The sequence below is a fragment of the Shewanella aestuarii genome, from assembly GCF_014647215.1.
In the GTDB taxonomy this organism is placed as follows: domain Bacteria; phylum Pseudomonadota; class Gammaproteobacteria; order Enterobacterales; family Shewanellaceae; genus Shewanella; species Shewanella aestuarii.
Window position 1 is genome coordinate 79611 of record NZ_BMOT01000010.1, and the last position, 20860, is coordinate 100470.

The 20860-nt window shown below is 41.3% G+C and carries 15 protein-coding genes and 3 tRNA genes; 11 read left to right on the forward strand and 7 right to left on the reverse strand.

What is annotated here, in order from left to right:
- Positions 1-24 precede the first annotated feature (24 nt).
- Genes IEY03_RS14140 through IEY03_RS14155 form a run of 4 tightly spaced genes read right to left on the reverse strand, consistent with a single transcriptional unit; the run spans position 25 to position 4503 of the window.
- Positions 25-1308 carry an O-antigen ligase domain-containing protein gene (locus IEY03_RS14140; RefSeq protein WP_188842835.1) on the reverse strand — a complete coding sequence of 428 codons (1284 nt, stop codon included), beginning with the start codon at positions 1306-1308 and terminating at the stop codon, positions 25-27.
- Positions 1248-2813, reverse strand: coding sequence for a GumC domain-containing protein (locus tag IEY03_RS14145; protein ID WP_229778342.1), 1566 nt, complete (start codon positions 2811-2813; stop codon positions 1248-1250). Before IEY03_RS14145 ends, IEY03_RS14140 begins: the two co-directional genes overlap by 61 nt.
- A gap of 11 nt (positions 2814-2824) precedes the next feature.
- On the reverse strand, positions 2825-4096 hold the full coding sequence (locus tag IEY03_RS14150) for a polysaccharide biosynthesis/export family protein (RefSeq protein ID WP_188842837.1): 1272 nt from the start codon (positions 4094-4096) through the stop codon (positions 2825-2827).
- Positions 4097-4137: 41 nt separating this feature from the next.
- Positions 4138-4503 carry an STAS domain-containing protein gene (locus tag IEY03_RS14155; RefSeq protein ID WP_188842839.1) on the reverse strand — a complete coding sequence of 122 codons (366 nt, stop codon included), beginning with the start codon at positions 4501-4503 and terminating at the stop codon, positions 4138-4140.
- Positions 4504-5216: 713 nt separating this feature from the next.
- On the opposite strand from IEY03_RS14155, the gene IEY03_RS14160 reads away from it, so the two are divergent.
- Entirely contained in the window at positions 5217-5363 is a 147-nt protein-coding gene (locus IEY03_RS14160; protein WP_188842841.1) for a hypothetical protein, read from the forward strand.
- Positions 5364-5547: 184 nt separating this feature from the next.
- Here the strand turns inward: IEY03_RS14160 and IEY03_RS14165 are convergent, their stop codons facing one another.
- Positions 5548-5940 (reverse strand): ATP-binding protein, encoded by a 393-nt coding sequence (locus IEY03_RS14165; RefSeq protein ID WP_188842843.1) that lies wholly within the window; start codon positions 5938-5940, stop codon positions 5548-5550.
- A gap of 10 nt (positions 5941-5950) precedes the next feature.
- Complete coding sequence (locus tag IEY03_RS14170; protein ID WP_188842845.1) at positions 5951-7264, reverse strand: SpoIIE family protein phosphatase; 1314 nt, start codon at positions 7262-7264, stop codon at positions 5951-5953.
- A gap of 270 nt (positions 7265-7534) precedes the next feature.
- Here IEY03_RS14170 and IEY03_RS14175 point away from each other — a divergent pair, with 270 nt between their 5' ends.
- Together IEY03_RS14175 and IEY03_RS14180 are read left to right on the forward strand one after the other, a co-directional pair.
- Positions 7535-11032, forward strand: coding sequence for a PAS domain S-box protein (locus tag IEY03_RS14175; RefSeq protein ID WP_188842847.1), 3498 nt, complete (start codon positions 7535-7537; stop codon positions 11030-11032).
- A 31-nt stretch (positions 11033-11063) separates the two neighbouring features.
- Positions 11064-12518 (forward strand): sigma-54-dependent transcriptional regulator, encoded by a 1455-nt coding sequence (locus IEY03_RS14180; protein WP_188842849.1) that lies wholly within the window; start codon positions 11064-11066, stop codon positions 12516-12518.
- Between the two features lie 83 nt (positions 12519-12601).
- Here IEY03_RS14180 and folD read toward each other — a convergent pair whose 3' ends face one another.
- Positions 12602-13456, reverse strand: a complete 855-nt coding sequence (folD, locus tag IEY03_RS14185; protein WP_188842851.1) for a bifunctional methylenetetrahydrofolate dehydrogenase/methenyltetrahydrofolate cyclohydrolase FolD — start codon at positions 13454-13456, stop codon at positions 12602-12604.
- A 255-nt stretch (positions 13457-13711) separates the two neighbouring features.
- Between folD and IEY03_RS14190 the strand changes: the two genes are divergently transcribed.
- From IEY03_RS14190 to hupB, 8 genes are all read left to right on the forward strand, one after another.
- Positions 13712-13788: transfer RNA gene (locus tag IEY03_RS14190), tRNA-Pro, on the forward strand.
- Positions 13789-13882: 94 nt separating this feature from the next.
- A tRNA-Arg gene (locus IEY03_RS14195) sits at positions 13883-13959 on the forward strand.
- Positions 13960-13967: 8 nt separating this feature from the next.
- Positions 13968-14043: transfer RNA gene (locus IEY03_RS14200), tRNA-His, on the forward strand.
- 344 nt (positions 14044-14387) lie between these two features.
- Positions 14388-15692, forward strand: coding sequence for a trigger factor (gene tig, locus IEY03_RS14205; RefSeq protein WP_188842853.1), 1305 nt, complete (start codon positions 14388-14390; stop codon positions 15690-15692).
- Between the two features lie 90 nt (positions 15693-15782).
- Positions 15783-16394, forward strand: a complete 612-nt coding sequence (clpP, locus tag IEY03_RS14210) for an ATP-dependent Clp endopeptidase proteolytic subunit ClpP (RefSeq protein ID WP_188842855.1) — start codon at positions 15783-15785, stop codon at positions 16392-16394.
- A gap of 134 nt (positions 16395-16528) precedes the next feature.
- Positions 16529-17809: an ATP-dependent protease ATP-binding subunit ClpX gene (gene clpX, locus IEY03_RS14215; protein WP_188842856.1), complete on the forward strand. Its 1281-nt coding sequence runs from the start codon at positions 16529-16531 to the stop codon at positions 17807-17809.
- A 130-nt stretch (positions 17810-17939) separates the two neighbouring features.
- Complete coding sequence (gene lon / locus IEY03_RS14220; protein WP_188842957.1) at positions 17940-20291, forward strand: endopeptidase La; 2352 nt, start codon at positions 17940-17942, stop codon at positions 20289-20291.
- A gap of 262 nt (positions 20292-20553) precedes the next feature.
- On the forward strand, positions 20554-20826 hold the full coding sequence (gene hupB / locus IEY03_RS14225; RefSeq protein ID WP_188842858.1) for a nucleoid-associated protein HU-beta: 273 nt from the start codon (positions 20554-20556) through the stop codon (positions 20824-20826).
- Positions 20827-20860: the final 34 nt, after the last annotated feature.

The following is a 20860-nucleotide window of genomic DNA, read 5'->3' on the forward strand; positions in this document are numbered from 1 at the left end:
ACCAAAAGTCACTCGCTTGTATTATCAAGTTGATATGTGTTCTTTGCCTTTTTCTGTTGGCATGGTGTCATTATCTGCAATCAAGGCTTTACCCAAAATAATCAATCCAGGCCAAAATAGGTAAGCTAAGATTTCGAGGTTTTCGCCGAAGGTATACAACATCAGTAGCATTAATATCGCCATGCCGACTTTAGCTAAAGGGCGGGTGAATATATTGATCATCAATACAATAAAAGTCACTAGCATAGGTACCGCCAATGCAATGGCCCCAACTAAGCCTTTGACAAATAACAATCCATACCAAGTGTGGTGCGATCCTATCGGCATATATTCGACCATATGTGGGCCTCGCTCTACAATGCCATGGCCAAATAATACCGCCTCATTCCACCAACGCTCTACGGCTATGTCTGCTAGGGCCTGCCTTACTCTAGTCGAGTCCGCCCTAGCTGATTTTACCGCGGCGATGCTCATGGATATTTTGTTCAGAATCGACTCACCGACAAATCCGGTGGCAAGGATCACTGGGCAAAGAACGAAATAAAGTATTGGCGAACGGACAAATTTAAGCATTGAAAAATAGCCAAATAAGGCGAGATAACAAATTAATGCTAAGCGTGATTGCGACATCAATACCATTAACAGACTGCCAATCACTCCCCAACGTTTCCATTGTGAGGAAGACTCTTGTAAAGCAAAAATGAAATATAAGTTACCCAACATGCCAAGTGCTGGCGCCCAAGGAGTGAATAGTCGCCAACGCGGGATACCGCTGCCAGGGTCAATTTCATACAAGCTTAATGAGAAAAACTCTGGGCCTGGTCCACCAATAATACTTAAAGGTGAAACATAAAGAGTACTGGGTAAACGGATTATCCATGCGAGTAGAAATATTGGTAATAATAAAACCGTGTGTTTACACACTTGGCAGCAGGCCCGATAAATAATTTGTGGCCTGATATCAAGGCAAGCTACAGCCGGAAAAATCGCTAAAAGTGCCCAGCCTTTTGCCCAACCGATAGAAGATTTAATTAATTTTGCGATGCCTAAACTTTGCTCTAAATGGCCCACAATCAATGCCATTAACATTACCCACATACCAAACAGCCATACATAGTGGGTCAGGCTGATAGCATGTGCTGGCTGGTAAGATATTTTCTTAACTAATAAGCGACAAAATAATATCCAGGCAATCACCGGAGCAACAATATATAACCCGCCGATTAGCCAAAAAAGATAGCTATAAACTATTGCTTTATAGACGATTCTTTCGTCAGCATTTTGCGCAGTAATGGTTTGCGGATCCATAAAATACTCAGTCCTATTAGTGCCATAAATGACGCGCCAAAAGCCGCTACCAGTAATAACATTGTCGCTAAATTATCTGCTTTTGCAGGCAAAGAAGGCGGTGACAACAATTGCAATAGGGGATAGGCAGTAAAAATATCGGCCTTACCTACATCCATTTTGGCTACGGCAGAGGTCATTACCGCAGTAGCTAATTGATGAGCGCGGTGTAAATCTTCTAATTTAGCGGCATCATCGTTTGAAAGCTCTAAGCGAGTTTCCCACTGCAAAATTTGACCATCAAGGGTACTTAACTCTTCATTAAGGCCTGTATAGGTGGCTCTTAACTGAATGAGTTGCTCCATTAAATCGGCACGACCATCAATGTCATCTAATAATAGCTTGTTAATCAATGCGCGGTCAGTTTTGCCTTTTTGATGTGCGATTAAAGTGGCAATGCGATCCGATAGGGCATTTTGCAACTTTAACTCTTCGGCATTTAAACTGGTTATTTGGGGATGATTACTGCCAAAGTGCGCTGAAAGCTCGTGTAACTTACCTAAGATCTCATTATGAGCTGTGAGTAATTGCTGAAATAATTTATCGTTATGCAGTTTCAATAAATCGGCGGCCTCATCGGCAGTGGTGCCTATGTGCAACATTAACGATTTTTCTTCAGCTTCAATGCCTTTCAATTTTGAAATCATATTGACGCGGTTATGACGAAGACGTTCAATGGTAAGCGCGAGCTCTTTAAACTGATCAAGCGAGACTAAGCCGCGTTCAGATTGAAACGCTAAAATAGCGTCTTGGGATAGCTTCACTTTTTGATTGTATCCCGCTAAACCTTGGATAATACCGCTTTCTCTTAAGTTGACTTCATCAGCCCGTAAGTCGTTGAGCAAATTTTGCAAAGAATGGTAAAGCGCCCAGGCTTTGTCTTGGGCTTCTTTTGCTGAGCCACCTTTGATACTAAACTCCATCAAGCCAGTTTGACTGGGGAGTTTGAGCTTTGGTTTGCCAAGCTGGCCTACTGGCATTTCTAAACTTGTTGCTGCAGAGGTCAGTAATAAATCGCTGTCTGATATGGCTTTATAGTTTTCTCTAGGGTCAATCGCAGAGCTTAAATAAGGAGAGCTTGATGAGCTGGTGGCTTGGCCTAGGCTGTCCAAGCTAACCAATGCGCCAGCGCCATTACCGGGTAAAATTAAGGTCCATTTAGATACATAAGAAGTGGGTTTTATCGCCATTAATAAAAAAGCACTTGCCCAGATAATCAGTAAACTGATGAGTGCGGTTTTAAAATATAACTTTTTGCGCGCATTAGGCGTCAGTTTGCTCCCTTCTAAGGCAGCACGTTTAATCCAAAACAAATAAGCTAATTCACTTAGGCTATTATCTTTGGCATCATTTATCTGATAATCAACTTCATGGGAAGATTTTTTTGAGACATTTTTAACCGGTTCAGTAAAAGGAACACTGATTTTTTCATATTCCAAAATGTCTTTTTCAATGACGTTATCCATGTGAGGCTCCTTTATAACCAGCCGATAAGGCTAGAAGGAATAAGCACTTCAGTTACGCTGCGTGCCATTTCACGCAAGTTAGTCATGCGAGAGTCATAGCAAGCAAGCCCGTCTCCTGGCAGCAATACTGGGTTCATATCATTCGACCATGATTGCTGGATAAGACCATCAATAGAGCGCTCAACTACATCCACTTGATTAGAAAGTGGATTTTTGGTGATAAGCAAAATATAACGTCCTGCATTGGTTGATTGTGCGCCACCGACACAGTTAGCGGCGATAGCACCATTCAAAAGCCGCGTGCCATAAGGAAAACGTGTGGCTTCACGGTCAACTGCCGATTGGCTGTTTGAGCTTGCGGGTTGAGTGAGGTTTGAAATGTACACTCGAATACCAGGAGCGGTAATCGGTGAGGGTCTTGCTAGCTCATCATCAAACTGATGACTACTAGGGACATGGATTTTATCGCCACTCATTAAGGTAAATTCTTGAATGGCCTCACCAGTTAATGTTCCACTCAAATCCAGACTAAAAATTTGATTGTCGCGGATCACATTGACTGCGGTTAAGTCGGCGTCTGGGCGAATACCGCCGGATGAGCGCAGGGCAGCCTCAATGCTGCGTTCAGTTGCTTGATCGCCGGCAAAGTTACTACCATCATCTTTCACTTCAATAGGCAGCTTCTTATTGATCATGTGTTGACCAGGTTCAAATACGGCACCTGAAGTCATAATATTGATGGGTGCCCAACTGATTGGCACAATGCTAATGCGAATAGCATGTGGCTTCATAAGGTTTTCATTAATCAGTTGATTCTTAATTGCTTGGTTAAGTTGCGCTAAAGTGAGGTTTTTGGCTACAACAGCCTGCATGTAAGGCAAGTAGATATTACCATCAGCATCAATTTCAACGGCTTTGCTAAAATCCCCTCCGTTTAAGATACTGATGTCCAGTTTATCGCCAACAGACAGCTTAAGTTGGGCATTTTTCCATTGAGTTGTTTGTAGACTCGGGTCTAAATGGCCGACCTTAAAACTGTCTTTGTTAATCACTGTGTTGTTGGCATCGTTCATGGTCACATGTTCTGCAAGAGTAAATGCAGGGTTACTGGGTTTTTGAGCACTGATTTGGCGGTCATAGGGCATAGTTTGACCAAAGTAATGGCATTCTGTCAGAGTGTCCATTTGACAAATATCTTTGCTAGCAGGCGCATTCGGAGTCACACAGCCAGTTAAGCTGGTGCTGAAAATACCGATAAGTACCGCGAGTTTTGTGTTTGTCATTATGTGGCTCCTTAGAATGAATCAATTAAGATAAATGCGAGTTAACTGGCAATATCTTCAATATTTGAGCTGTAATTTAAGCCGTCTAACGCTTGCTCCTCTGATTCATAAATATCCATAATATGGTGAAGACGGGTAAGTTCGATTAATGCCCTGACACTGGATTTAGGGTTAAGTAATACAATATCGCCTTGGTAACTTATTGCCTGTTTACGGGCAGAAATTAACACTGATAAACCACTTGAATCGATATACTCTAAGTTACTCATGTCAATGACTAATCGACTATGACCTTGATTTATATAATCTAAAATTGCAGCGCGATAGGTGGGTGTTTGTGCCATCACCATTTTTCCAGGTAAACGAACAACACTGGCATATTTGTCTGTTATTAATTCGAAGTTCATAATGTCACCTCATTTATTGTTGAATTGCCGAGTAAGATATATTTGCTGTTTTACGTTTAGTTGTAGGGGACGAAAACAAGCTATCTTGTACGTCTAAGATTTTGCAGTAAGCATGCCAACATTTAATTTGTTGTTTTTTATCAATTAATTTAAATTTTTGATATGGGGTTCGCAAATTGAATATAAGAATTAGCAATATGCAACAGATTGCATATACCTAATTTTAGGGATTAAAAACGGAAATAAACCAAGAGTAAAAAGATAGAACACCGCCCAAATTCACCGCTAGTCTGCATCTAACATTTAAAACTTATCACTGTAATTTGTGTTTTTATTGAACAGAAAAATATAATTAAGTCATAAATTCGTCATTGGCGGATGCAACCGGTTGCTGAAAAATGGGTAGATATTATTGGGTTTGATAAAGTGTAATGTGCTCTGCAATAAAATAAGCAGCTCCTTTAATAAAGCTTACGAAATGGTGACAGTATTGCTGTTTTATGGGGGGGGGGCTGCGGTGATTTTGTTGGTGCATAACCTGCCTATTTAATATGTTGCCATTAAGTGTATATTACTGATGTTAATGTCATAGTCAGGTATTGATCTCTACTAAGGCTAATTGCTGTAACAACAAGATTAACATTAATAAAGGATATGCAATGTTGCTTAAACTACTGTTCGGCTGCTGTGTTTTATTGGCGTTGAGCGCTTGTGTGACTTCTTCCTCTGAAAGCCATGATGAGAGGGACATCTTATTAGAGCCACAAGTGCCCGCAGAACAAATCGATCCAATGATGGAAAATAATGAACGTCTTATCAGAGAAAGTTTAGAGGACGAGATGCAAAGAAGGTTTAAGTAATCAAGCTGTAAAAATGGTTGAGTATTGACGGTATAAACCATAATCAGTTTATCGTGGAGTCATTTGTTTGATATGCGCTTATTATCCTCAGCTGAGGTTAACTAAATTGCGCTAGGTTATGTTGTTAACTTGACTAACTCATTTCAATAGTCAAGCTAACAACGGATACGACGACTAACATTTATCAATGCCTCAACAAACTCATTCTTAAATGATTACCTAATACCGTTGGTTGATTCAAAACTTGATCCATCCAGTTATACATAATCCATAAACCTCTGCCATTCTCGGTATTAATATCAGGGCAGTCCGTTGGTGTTGGCAATGAGTGATATTCTGCCGTATCCAGTAAGTCGACGATAATTCGGTCGGCATTGCAATGCATCAATAAGGTAATATTTGCAGCCTTGCACTGGGTATGTTGCAAGATATTGTTAACCCCCTCTAAAGTGCAAGTGATGACCTTAAATCTTTGTCGGTCATTTATTGCGTTATTCAGCATAAATTGATCTAACTCAACACAAAATTGTTGTTGCTCAATAACTTGATGATTTAAATTTAGTTGTAAGCTATTCATGTTTTGCTCCTTATGCCACAGTTAATGGCGAGGGTATTAATTGAGCTAATAGTTCATTGCTCAACTTTTTCGGTGTATTTTGAAATTGCTCGCTATTATCCGCTTGATCCAAACTGCTAGTCAGCGTGTGATTCGAAAACAGCATGATTGACATATCATCTTGTCCATCTCCTTGCTTCCAATCGGATAATGCATGGCGGATGTGGTGCATCATGGCATCACCGCTAATAACTTGTTTTAATGTACAAAGTGCTTTTAATCTTTGTAATCCAAACATTCCGTGAGTTGGATTATTCATTTCATATATTCCGTCGGAAAAAATCATTAACTGTTGATCTGCTTTTAAGGTGCCTTGCCAATTAACATATTGGGTATTGGCGGCTATCCCAACAGGCAGACTGGACTGCATATTGATTGAGTCACAATTATTTTGATTGATTAATAGTGGCTGAGGGTGCCCGGCATTACACAGTTCATATTCACCTGTACAGCAATTCATTTTACCAATGATCATGGTGGCAAATTGACCTTGATCACTGGGATCAAAAAATACTCGGTTAATGTATTCCATCAATATATCTGGGCTAGTGTGCCAATCTGCTCTGTTGGGATTGAGTGCTTGGGCCAAAGTAAAACTTTGCATTGCGGCGCCAGCACCGTGACCTGAAACATCAATCAGAAAAAATCCCATCCACTGTTGATCAATTTTAAAACATTGAAACACGTCACCCGCTAATTCAGTCGCCGCCTGAAAGTAATGGTTAACCTGCCATTGTTGCTGGATAAAACGCTTAGCCGGTAACAAAGAGTGCTGAAGTTGTGCTGCTTGCTTAAGCTCGGCTTTTTTCTCAGCGAGTAACTTGGTTGTTTGCGTGAGTGCGTCATTAAGTGCTTGATGCTGTTTGTGCAGTATTTTTTGGGATTTAATTAATCTCAGCGCAGCGATGACACGAGTGGTTAATACTCTGGGATCAAAAGGTTTTGCTAAATAATCATCAGCACCTGATTGCAACGCATACACCAGATCTTCGGTTTCATTATTGCCAGTAAGCAGCAAGATATAAGGGGTGTAGACCTCGGCTTTAAGGTGTTTACACAGCGCTATGCCACTAAGATTTGGCATACGCCAATCACTGACCACTAAATCGATTGCTTGAGTTTGACAAATCGCCAGAGCTTCTTGGCCATCCGTTGCCTGATGAAAGGTCATGCTGCAACCCTCAAGTGTGACTTGTTGCAAAATACTGGCAATAAACAAGCGTTCGCTTGGCGTATCTTCAACAAGCAGAATACTAATATTGTGGGTTGCTTCAGTTAAGTTCATGGGTGACTCCAGTTTTCAGTTATGCCTGCATCATTGATGGTGCAACAGCAAATAAACCATTCCGTGTTTATACCTAATTGGTATAGCAATAGTTGTTCCATAATTAAATGTATCTACTAAACAAGTAGTTATGCGTTGCGACATTAAGCTGTGAGCTATTCATTCTCAAATTGCATTCTGCTCATTGCAAAATGCAACTGCGTCATCCATAGTGATTATGTGACGTAAAATCAAATGCTTTAGTGAACAACTAATAAAGGGAGCAAGAATTTGTCTTTTAGATTAAAAACAATTTTAGGCATTGCATTGATTGAAGGCGTGCTGCTGCTTTTATTGGTTTATACCAGTGTCAGTTATCTTAAAGAATCAAATCAGACTGAAATTGAGAAACGAGCTCAGCTTACAGTGAGCTTATTTTCAGTGGCGGCCAAAGAGGCATTAATCGCGTTAGATAAAACTAAACTTACCGCATTAGCCAAAGAACTCAGCCGCCAGCAAGAAATTGATTATGTATACATACATAAAGGCAATGCATTAATTGTTGCTATGCATAAAGAAGAAAACACCGCGGTGTGGGGCGGTGATAATGCGCCTATTTCAAATGATCAAGGTCAGATATTTAATATTGAGATGAAAATAACTGACCTCGGCAAAGACATAGGTAGCGTGCAAATTGGTTTTGACCGCTCAGGCTTTGACGAGTTATTGCTACAAGCTTCAACTCGGTTCTTTTCTATTGCAGCCCTTGAAATGTTGCTAGTGGCTTTATTTTCTTGGCTTTTAGGTGTTTATTTAACCCGAAATTTATCTCAGTTACAAAAGGCCTCTAAATTAATTTTAAATGGTCAAAAAGGCGTGCAAATACCTGTGTCGGGGCATGATGAAATTGCCCAAACCACAGTCGCTTTTAACCAAATGGTGCTGAATGTTGACGCCCGAACCAGCGCCTTGACCGGCGCGAATATCCGACTTAATACGATTTTAGAGTCGGCGGCAGATGGCTTTGTTATTATCGATGTTAATGGCGTGATAACTGAAGTAAACCAGTCTGTGATCCGGCTATTTGGTTACAGTAAGGATGAGTTGATTGGTCAAAACGTTGCTAAGTTAATGCCGATGCATGAGCGCCATATGCATGATGGTTATATGAAACGTTATTTAGACGGCGGTAAACCGAGAATTATTGGCACAGGACGAGAGCTCAAAGCACAACACAAAGAGGGGCATCAATTTCCGGTCGAATTATCGATTTCTAAAATGGAGATTGATGATGAGATATTCTTTCTCGGTTTATTAAAAGATCTGACCGCCATCAAGCAAAATCAGGAAGCCGCAGCAAGAACCCAGTCGATATTACTTGCTACCTTAGAAGCTAGCCAGGATGCCCTTATCACCATAGATATTACAGGCAGTGTTCAAGAGTTTAATACTGCAGCGGTCAAGTTATTTGGTTTTACTCGTGATGAAGTTATGGGCAAGCATTTAGAGGATTTGATTATTCCGCAAGCCTTCCAACAAGCACATAAAAAAGGCATGGATCATTACCGCAAAACAGCGCAAGGCGCTGTGTTGCATAAGCGTGTAGAAGTTCCTGCGCATAATAAGGCGGGTGAAGAGTTTCCCATTGAGCTAAGGGTGATTCCTATCCAGTTAGGTGATGATATTTTATTCACCGCATTTGTGCGTAATATTTCAGAACAAAAGTCTAAAGAAGAGGAATTACGATTAGCCAAAGAGCAAGCTGAAGCAGGCAGTAAAGCTAAATCACGCTTTTTGGCAACCATGAGTCATGAAATCCGTTCGCCATTAAATGCTGTGCTTGGTAGTGTTGAGCTGTTACTTGATTCTGCTTTGCAAAAAGAGCAGCGCCTATACGCAACCACAGCTAAAGAAGCTGGCGATGCGTTACTAAATACCATTAACGATATTCTCGACTTTTCTAAAATTGAAGCTGGACAAATGGTATTGGAGTCACGTGAGTTTGAACCCGACAAATTAGTGGCTCAAGTGTTACAAATTCTAGCAAGCAAAGCACTTGAAAAAGGCGTTCACCTAGCCAGTTTTATCAATCGAAATGTGCCGCAAACATTGGTTGGTGACCCACAACGCTTGCGTCAGGTTATCCATAACTTAGTGGATAATGCGATCAAGTTTTCGAGTTCAGGTTGTATTTCTGTTGAAATGTGGATACCGAATAGCCACAAAGAACGGATTGAATTATGTTGCGCCATCACAGATCAAGGTATAGGGATCAGTAAAGAAGCCCAAGCCAAGCTATTTGCCGAGTTTTCACAGGTTCATGATACCCATACTACCAACTATAAAGGCACAGGTTTAGGCTTAGCGATTTGCGCCGAGTTAGTCCGAATGATGGACGGCTCTATATCGGTTGAAAGTGAATTAGGCATAGGAAGCCGCTTTAATGTTTTAGTCACGTTAGATGAAAGCACCGAAAGTAATAATCATTACGTGCGATTACCAGAACATTCTAGAGTATTAATCATTCATCCAGATAAGCAGCTGTGTAAGTTAGTTAAAAAGCAGTATGTTCAATACGGTGTTCAAACGGTTTACATCCACGATGCGACTGAAATTTATAAGCTTTCAAATGTCCGAGGTCGATTCGACCTTATTTTACTTGATGATTCTTGCATGATGTCAGTCGAAGAAAAATTACTTAAGGTATTAAATCAGGACTTTTTATTCCCCCATGGCATATTGGCAGCTTTGAGTACTGGGGTTAATACTCAAGTTTCACAATTTTTAAGCGACATGGGCATTGAGCAAGTTGTCAATAAACCTTTAAGCCGAGCAATGCTGTTGAATTTAATCAGTGGTGCCACTCAAGAAAGTCATATTGAAATTGAACAAGAAGAAAACCCGGTTTTTCCGCCCAATAGCAAAATTTTATTAGCCGAGGACAGTCCTGCAAATCAGATGGTTGCGGGTACTATGCTGGCGAAATATGGCGCATTTTTAGACTATGCAAATAACGGTGTTGAAGCGGTTCAAATGGCACTAGCGAATGATTATGACATTATTTTAATGGATATTCGCATGCCTGAAATGGACGGATTAGAAGCTACCAGTAAAATTTTACAGTGCAAACCGCAACAAATTATTTTAGCTATGACGGCTAACGTCTTTAAAGAAGAGCTAGAGGCCTGTACTCAAGCAGGGATGCGGGATTTTATTGGTAAACCTGTGAATGGCAAAATGCTTATTCAGACCGTGGCCCAGTGGTTAAATCAAGCAAAGTTACATCAAGATACTGATAAAACATCCCCAAATGTAAACCATTCAATGGGTCTAGAGTTGACGCTTGATAACCTGAGTCATATTGCAGAAGCAGAAGCAGAAGCAACCCAAACACTAGCAAGCAGTCGTGCTGTTGTTCAACCGGGGACAGCGCCCTTTGATAATACTCCTTTAATTGATATTAATGTGATTGGCAGCTTACTTGATGTGATTGGCGAGCCAAGTTTACATAAAATGTTGGCTGTTTTTTGCCAAGAAACCCAAATGCGTATTGATACCTTGCGCCATATCAATTTAGCGGTTGAATTAAATAAAGTAGAAGATGAAGCACATACCTTAAAAAGCAGTTCGGGCAGTTTTGGTGCAGCAAGATTGTTTGAGGTCGCCAAAGTATTAGAAGCCGCCGCCAGAAATAAACAGCAGCAGATAGCACCACTTATTGCCGATACATTGAATGTTGCTGAGCAAAGCATTAGTGCAATTAAACAAGCTTATTTGTCGAACAAATAAAAATAAACCGTAAATATATTCAAGGAATATTATGGGATTTCGAGTCATTTTAGTTGAAGACAGCATGTCATTGGGTGCGCTATATACTGAATATTTGTGCAGTGAAGGTGCCGATGTCACTTTAGTACAGTTCGGTGCCGATGCAATAAAAGAAATTGACCGTCAACCACCTGATTTACTCATTTTGGATATCAAATTGCCTGATATGTCGGGTATGGATATTCTGCTGCAAGTTCAGCAAAGCCATCCTGAGATGACGGTGATCATGATAACGGCCCATGGCACGATTGATATTGCCGTAGATGCGATGCGTTCTGGCGCGTTTGATTTTCTGGTGAAGCCTTTTGACAGTAAGCGTTTAGCGATTACTGTGCGTAATGCGATGAAACAGCGTCAGTTGGTTAAGTTAGTCTCGCAATACGAGAACAGTTTACCCAAGGCTAATTATCAAGGGTTTATTGGCGAGTCATTGGCAATGCAAACCGTTTATAAAACCATTGACTGTGTGGCCAGCAGTAAAGCATCTGTATTTATATTCGGTGAAAGCGGCACGGGTAAAGAGGTTTGTGCACAGGCCATACATAATGCGGGTAATCGTAAAACGAACCCGTTCATTGCTTTAAACTGTGCTTCTATTCCAAAAGATTTGATCGAAAGCCAAATCTTTGGTCATACCAAAGGGGCATTTACTGGCGCTGTGAGTCAACGCGATGGTGCCGCCACTCAGGCTGATGGTGGAACATTGTTTTTAGATGAAATTTGCGAAATGGATTTAGAGCTGCAAAGTAAATTGTTGCGCTTTATTCAAACCGGTGAGTTTCGTCGTGTGGGTGGATCTAAAGATGAAAAGGTGGATGTAAGGTTTGTTAGCGCCACGAATAAAGATCCTTGGCAGCAAGTGCAAGATGGCTTATTTAGAGAGGATTTATATTATCGTTTGCATGTTATTCCTATTGAATTACCGCCTTTAAATCAACGCGGTAAAGATATTCTGTTAATTGCCAATAAACTGCTTGGACAATATGCTAAAGAAGAAGGTAAGCCGTTTAAAGGCTTTAACTACGCTGCACAAAAAGTGTTGAGTGAATATCACTGGCCTGGCAATGTGAGGCAACTTCAAAATGTGATCCGGCAAATCGTGGTGCTCAATGATGCTGCTGAAGTGGATGTGAGTATGTTGCCAGCACGTATTGTTAATAATGGCAAAGTTAGCGCGGCGGCGCCAATCTCCACTCATCCGAAGCTGGTTGAACAAGTTAATCAAACGACAATTACAGCCCATGATAATGCGGCTGTTATTCTGCATGAAACCGATACGACAATAGAGCAGGTTATTGAACCATTGTGGAAAACTGAAAAGCGCACAATAGAGAGTGCTATTGATTTATGTGAAGGTAATATTCCTAAAGCCGCAGCAATGTTAGATATCAGTCCATCGACGATTTATCGTAAAAAACAATCTTGGGATGAAATGGAGCAGGTATAACGAACCTTATTTGTTCAACGATTTTCTGTAATAAAAAAGCCTGCAATACTTAGCAGGCTTTTTCATTGGTGACTGTTAGAGGCTTAGCTGTGGTATTGCTCACAGGCATAAAGGGTGTTTTCAAGTAAACTGGCTATCGTCATAGGTCCAACGCCACCAGGAACAGGCGTGATATGAGCCGCATTTTGTGCAGCAACGTCATATTGTACATCACCGACTAAACTGCCGTTGTCTAAACGGTTTATGCCAACATCAATCACAATCGCACCCGGTTTTATCCATTCTCCAGGAATAAATCCGGGCTTACCTACGGCGACAACCACAAGATCGGCTTGTCTGACCTTTTGCTCAAGGTTTTTTGTAAAACGATGACAAGTGGTCGTGGTACATCCTGCTAATAACAATTCTAAGGTCATCGGGCGACCAACAATATTAGATGCTCCTACAACAGTGGCATCTAAACCATAGGTATCAATACCAGTGGATTTGATCAGTGTCATTATCCCCATCGGGGTGCAAGAACGTAATACCGGAATGCGTTGTGCTAGGCGACCCACGTTATAAGGGTGAAATCCATCAACATCTTTATCTGGTCGAATATGCTCAATGACTTTAGAGTCATCAATATGAGCAGGTAAAGGCAACTGCACTAAAATCCCGTCAATGGCAGGATCAGCGTTACATTTATCGATTAATGCTAATAGCTCAGCTTCTGTTGTTGATACATCAAGATCAAAAGATTGCGATTGAAAACCGACTTCTTCGCAGGCTTTACGCTTGCTGCCAACATAGACTTGAGACGCTGCATCACAGCCGACTAGAATCACCGCCAGTCCGGGTACACGAAGTCCTGCTTCTTTTCGAGCGTTAACTTTTTGTTTAAGGGTACTGCGAATAGATTGTGCAATGGCTTTACCGTCAATAATTTGAGCAGTCATGGCTGTAGAGGTTCCTTAGAGTGACGCGGGTATAGATTGATGAAGTTAATCGGACGCTATTCTAACAGGCGTATGAAAGTGTGTCATTTGCTACACTAGGAAAATACAGTGAATAAACTATTCGCGCTATGATGCTAATCACCTTTTTGCTGCTTAAAACAACACACAGATAATTAGCTAAAAAAAATCGTTGACGATCGCAAGGTGACTCGTTAAGATGCGCTCCGTTCTTGAGACTATATAGAACGTTTACATCGGTGATTAGCGCAGCCCGGTAGCGCATCTCGTTTGGGACGAGAGGGTCAGAGGTTCGAATCCTCTATCACCGACCAAATATCATTATTTGCTTAAATAATATTTATGCGGATAATATAACAAGCAAGATAGCTTGTTAAGCCAGACAGGATACAGCAAATGCTGTGCCATGCGCCCGTAGCTCAGTTGGATAGAGCACCCGCCTTCTAAGCGGGTGGTCGCAGGTTCGAATCCTGCCGGGCGTACCATTTCAATGGTGATTGTAGCTCAGTTGGTAGAGTCCCGGATTGTGATTCCGGTTGTCGTGGGTTCGAGCCCCATCAGTCACCCCATTATTCCAAAGCGATTTTGAATCAGTCAAAATCACTTTGATGAAATAATCGCACATTATTCGTGCGATTGTACTAAAAGCGACCTCTGGTCGCTTTTTTTATGTCTTAAAACCCACTATTGATGCTCGACTATGCAAAAAACGCTCGCTATAATGTCGCGTCTTGATAAATACCAATTATGAGCTACTAGTGCCAACAGCGTCTTCAGCATCACTAAATCGCTGTGCTGGGTCTTCTAGTCAAAATCCATGGTCAAGAAACGAATACTTATTCAAGAAACGAATGCTTAATAGTTGAGGTATCGACTATTACAAAGGACGTTAGACATATTTCGAGGTAAAACAATGCAAGTTTCTGTTGAAACAACTCAAGGCCTAGAGCGTCGCCTAACCATTTCTGTTCCTGCTGAACAAATTGAAAAAGTGGTAAAAGACAATTTATTACGTGAAGCTAAACGTGCACGTATTCCAGGTTTTCGTCCTGGTAAAGTACCCGCTTCAGTAATTGAAAAACGTTATGGCGCAGCAATTCGTCAAGACGTGACTGGCGAAATCATGCAACGCAACTTCATTGAAGCTATTGTTGCTGAAAAATTAAACCCAGCGGGTGCGCCAGTATTTGCTCCAGGTAAAGTAGAAGGCGAGAACTTTGAGTTCGTAGCAACTTTCGAAATCTACCCAGAAGTGACACTAACAGGCTTAGATGCAATCACTGTTGAACAACCTAAAGCTGAAGTTAATGACGCTGATGTTGATGCAATGATTGAAACTTTACGTAAGCAACACGCTACTTATGCGCCAGTTGAGCGTGAAGCGGCTGATGGCGACAAAGTGAAAATGAACTTTGTTGGCAGCGTTGATGGTGAAGAGTTTGATGGCGGCAAAGCTGATGACTTCGAACTTCAATTAGGCAGCAACCGTATGATCCCAGGTTTTGAAGCTGGTATCCTAGGTCACAAAACGGGTGAAGAATTCTCAATCGAAGTTTCATTCCCTGAAGATTACCATGCTGAAAACTTAAAAGGTAAAGCGGCTAAGTTCGTTATTACTTTAACTGAAGTTCAAGCGGCTAACCTTCCAGAAGTTAACGATGAATTCGCTTCATTATTCGGTATTGCTGATGGTGGCTTAGATGCACTTAAAGCTGAAATCCGTAAAAATATGACTCGTGAACTTGATCAAGCGTTAAAAGCTAACGTTAAAGAGCAAGTCATCACTGGCTTATTAGCCGCTAACGATATCACTATTCCATCAGCATTAGTTGATGGCGAAGTGAACGTTCTTCGTCAGCAAGCTATGCAACGTTTTGGCGGCGACGCTAAGAACATGCCTGAGTTACCAGCTGACTTGTTCACCGAGCAAGCAGAGCGTCGTGTTAAGATTGGTTTGCTATTAGGTGAAGTTATCAAAACTAACGAGCTAAAAGCTGAAGACACTCGCGTTAATGCATTAATCGAATCAATGGCTTCTGCTTATGAAGATCCATCTGAAGTTGTTGCTTACTACAATGGCAACAAAGAACTTATGCAAAACATGCGTAACGTTGCTTTAGAAGAACAAGCGGTTGAAGCTTTACTTAAAACTGCAAAAGTAACCGTTAAAGACGTCGCTTTTGAAGAATTTATGAACAAGGCTACTGGTCGCGCATAACCTTAGCTTGACTTAACAAGCGGTTCGCCATTTATAATGGCTCGTATGAGGTTCTCATACGAGCCATTTTTTATTTTAGGGAAATGAATAATGTTTAAAGCGCCAGAATCTGTACTTAATGCTCTTGTACCTATGGTTGTTGAACAAACCGCTAAAGGTGAACGTTCATACGATATCTACTCTCGTTTATTAAAAGAGCGCGTGATCTTTTTAGTAGGCCAAGTTGAAGAGCACATGGCTAATCTGATTGTGGCTCAATTATTGTTCTTAGAATCAGAAAGCCCAGACAAAGATATTTACTTATATATCAACTCACCAGGTGGTTCAGTGACCGCAGGTATGGCGATTTATGACACCATGCAATTTATCAAGCCAAATGTCAGTACTGTTTGTATGGGACAGGCTTGCAGCATGGGTGCATTCCTACTTGCTGGTGGAGCTAAGGGCAAACGTCATTGTTTACCTAATTCACGCGTCATGATCCACCAACCATTAGGCGGTTTCCAGGGACAAGCATCTGATATCGCTATTCATGCTCAGGAAATCTTAGGCATTAAAAATAAACTTAATGAAATTCTAGCTGAACACACAGGTCAACCTATGGAAGTGATTGAGCGTGATACTGATCGTGATAACTTCATGAGTGCTCAGCAAGCAACTGACTATGGCTTAGTTGATTCAGTAATGACATCGCGTAACTAATTACCAGCTGATTTTTTGTTGTGACTAGGTTATTCTTACTTTAATTGTGAGAATAACTTGGGTATGCAGCATTTAAAGCATATCGACAAGCAGAGCTCAGACGCCAGGTCTAGGCTGCAACCAGAGGTAGAATAATGGGCGATAACAAAAATAACGGTGACAGCACAAAGCTGCTGTACTGCTCTTTTTGCGGAAAAAGCCAACATGAAGTCAGAAAGCTGATTGCTGGCCCATCGGTATATGTATGCGATGAGTGTGTGGAATTGTGTAATGATATTATCCGTGAAGAAATCAAAGAGATTTCTCCTAAGCGTGATGAGGATAAATTACCTACGCCGCATGAACTACGTAATCACTTAGATGACTATGTTATTGGCCAAGATAAAGCTAAAAAAGTCTTAGCTGTGGCGGTTTATAATCACTACAAACGCCTGAAAAATGCATCGCCAAAAGACGGTGTTGAATTAGGTAAGAGTAATATTTTGCTCATAGGCCCAACGGGTAGTGGTAAAACATTATTAGCAGAAACGTTAGCGCGTTCGTTAAATGTGCCATTTACCATGGCAGATGCCACCACTTTAACCGAAGCGGGTTATGTGGGTGAAGACGTTGAAAATATTATTCAAAAGTTACTGCAAAAGTGCGACTACGATGTAGAAAAAGCACAGCGCGGCATCGTTTATATCGACGAGATTGATAAAATCAGCCGTAAGTCTGACAACCCATCAATTACGCGTGATGTATCAGGTGAGGGCGTGCAGCAGGCGTTACTGAAACTCATTGAAGGTACCGTTGCATCAGTGCCTCCACAAGGTGGGCGTAAGCATCCTCAGCAGGAGTTTTTACAGGTTGATACCTCTAAAATCCTATTCATCTGTGGTGGAGCGTTTGCGGGCCTTGAGAAAGTGATTGAACAACGAGCTCATACAGGTACTGGGATTGGCTTTGGTGCTGAGGTTAAGGGGGAGGCGGATAAAGCCACCATTTCTGAAACGTTAGGGCAAGTTGAACCGGGCGATTTAGTTAAATTCGGTTTAATCCCAGAATTCATCGGACGTTTACCTGTGGTAGCAACCCTGACTGAATTAGATGAAGACGCGTTAATTCAAATTTTATCTCAACCTAAAAATGCGCTAACTAAACAGTATGCAGCATTATTTGAGATGGAAAATGTTGAACTTGAGTTCCGTGACGATGCCTTGAAAGCTATTGCTAACAAAGCCATGAACCGGAAAACGGGTGCACGTGGTTTACGTTCAATTGTTGAAAGTATTTTACTTGATACTATGTACGATATCCCTTCGCAACACGGTGTTGTTAAAGCGGTTGTGGATGAATCTGTTGTAAAAGGTGAATCTGCCCCGATTCTGATTTATGAAAATAATGAGTCACAGGCGGCATCTGGCGAACAATAAATGTACAGCTAGGTAATAAGTTGAAAAATAAGGAGTCCATTGGGCTCCTTTTTTCGTATTGACCATTGAAACTGAGTGCATCACCCCAATATACTCAGTAATAAGTCTTTTCATGAAACGGAATCGAGCCATGACCCAAGAGCGTGAAGCGCATATCGAACTCCCCGTATTACCCCTACGTGATGTAGTGGTATATCCCCATATGGTTATTCCGCTATTCGTCGGACGGGAAAAATCCATCCGTTGCTTAGAGTCAGCAATGGAACAAGACAAACAAATTTTATTAGTGGCGCAACGAGATGCTGATCTTGATGAGCCAACAAAAGACGATATCTTTGATATTGGCACTGTAGCATCCATTTTGCAGCTGTTAAAACTGCCTGACGGGACTGTGAAAGTGCTCGTCGAAGGCGGTCAACGCGCTAAAATTACCCGTTATACTCAGGATGATGCCTTTTTTGTGGCAACAGCTGAATACCTAGAATCTGAATCACTGGCAGAAAAGGAAGAAGAAGTCCTCGTTCGCAGTGCAATTGGCCAGTTTGAAGGTTACATCAAGTTAAACAAAAAAATCCCGCCTGAAGTGCTCACGTCGTTAACAGGCATAGATGAAGCTGCTCGTTTAGCTGACACTATGGCTGCTCACATGCCACTTAAGCTTGAAGACAAACAGTCTGTGCTTGAGATGATCAATGTGGGTGAACGTTTAGAATATCTTATGGCGATGATGGAAGCGGAAATTGACTTATTACAAGTTGAAAAACGCATTCGTACCCGTGTTAAAAAACAAATGGAAAAAAGCCAGCGTGAGTATTATTTGAATGAGCAAATGAAAGCCATTCAAAAAGAACTTGGCGACATTGATGAAAGTCATGATGAATTCGAAGTTTTAGGTAAAAAGATCGAAGAGTCAGGCATGCCAAAAGATGCCAAAGACAAAGCCAGTGCTGAATTGAATAAGTTAAAGATGATGTCACCTATGTCTGCAGAAGCGACGGTTGTACGTAGCTATGTTGATTGGATGACCTCAGTACCTTGGAAGAAGCGTTCTAAAATAAAACGTGATTTAGCCAAGGCGCAAGAGGTATTAGACACAGATCATCACGGTCTTGAAAAAGTTAAAGAACGTATTTTGGAGTATTTAGCCGTTCAAAGCCGAGTTAAGCAATTAAAAGGTCCAATTCTTTGTTTAGTTGGACCACCTGGTGTAGGTAAAACCTCACTCGGTCAGTCTATCGCTAAAGCTACAGGGCGTGAATATGTGCGCGTAGCATTAGGTGGCGTCCGTGATGAAGCTGAAATTCGTGGACATCGTCGAACTTACATTGGTTCGATGCCAGGTAAAATTATCCAAAAAATGGCTAAAGTGGGCGTTAAAAACCCATTATTCCTGTTAGATGAAATCGATAAAATGAGCTCTGATATGCGTGGCGATCCATCGTCGGCACTGCTTGAGGTATTAGATCCAGAGCAAAACGCGACTTTCAACGATCACTACTTAGAAGTGGATTATGATTTGTCGGATGTGATGTTTGTTGCTACATCCAACTCAATGGACATTCCAGGACCATTACTCGATCGTATGGAAGTTATTCGTTTATCGGGCTACACCGAAGACGAAAAACTCAATATTGCCAAGCAACACTTGCTGACAAAGCAGATCGAACGCAATGGCTTAAAAGCAAAAGAAATCAAAGTCGATGACAGTGCTATTTTAGGCATTATCCGATACTACACTCGCGAGGCGGGTGTGCGTTCACTAGAACGAGAACTCTCTAAAATTTGTCGTAAAGTGGTTAAGCAAATTTTATTAGATAAATCGGTTAAAACAGTTGAAGTTAATCAAGATAACCTGAAATCATTTTTAGGTGTGCAGCGATTTGATTACGGCAAAGCAGAATCAAGCAACCAAATTGGCCAGGTAACAGGATTAGCATGGACCCAAGTTGGTGGTGATTTATTGACCATAGAAGCAACATCTGTTGCCGGTAAAGGTAAACTGACCTATACCGGTTCATTAGGTGATGTTATGCAAGAGTCGATTAAAGCGGCTATGACAGTTGTACGTGCCCGAGCTGAGCAGTTAGGTATCAATGCTGATTTTTATGAGAAGCGTGATATCCATGTTCACGTACCAGAAGGTGCAACACCAAAAGATGGCCCTTCAGCAGGGGCTGCAATGTGTACCGCTTTAGTGTCTAGTTTAACCGGCAATCCAGTGCGCAGTGATGTGGCAATGACGGGTGAAATCACTCTTCGTGGTGAGGTTTTACCCATTGGTGGTTTAAAAGAAAAACTACTTGCAGCACACCGTGGTGGCATTAAACACGTATTGATACCAAAGGAAAATGAGCGTGATTTGGAAGAAATTCCACAAAATGTCATTGCTGATTTGAAAATTCATCCTGTACGTTGGGTTGATGAAGTACTGAAATTAGCCCTAGAACGCCCAGTTGAAGGCTTTGAAGTGGTTAAAAAATAGCTATTTAGTTAAAAAATTGCTCTAGAGCATAAAAAAAGTGAAAAAAGGGGCTTAACAAAACCCTTAGCTGTGGTAGCCTAGGTTTGTGGAGAGTCAAGCACACCAAGCCCTTGGCGCACTTGACTTTGAGCTGTATCCAATTTTTTATTTTTTGGTTTTCTATTAAATTTGACATAGTGTCGAATTTTAAACAAAAAGCCTCCGCAGACCGCTCTGAACATGGATTTGGTTGCGGCGCGACAATAACATTCAAGGGGATGACATGAACAAATCTGAACTAATCGAGAAAATTGCTTCTGGTGCTGATATTTCTAAAGCTGCTGCTGGTCGTGCACTAGATTCATTTATTGCTGCTGTAACTGAAGGCTTAAAAGATGGCGATAAAATTTCTCTAGTTGGTTTTGGTACTTTTGAAGTACGTCAACGTGCTGAGCGTACTGGCCGTAACCCACAAACGGGTAAAGAAATTAAAATTGCTGCTGCGAAGATTCCTGCATTCAAAGCTGGCAAAGCGCTTAAAGACGCTGTTAACTAATAAATAGTTATCAACGTTGCCTTTAATTAAGGCA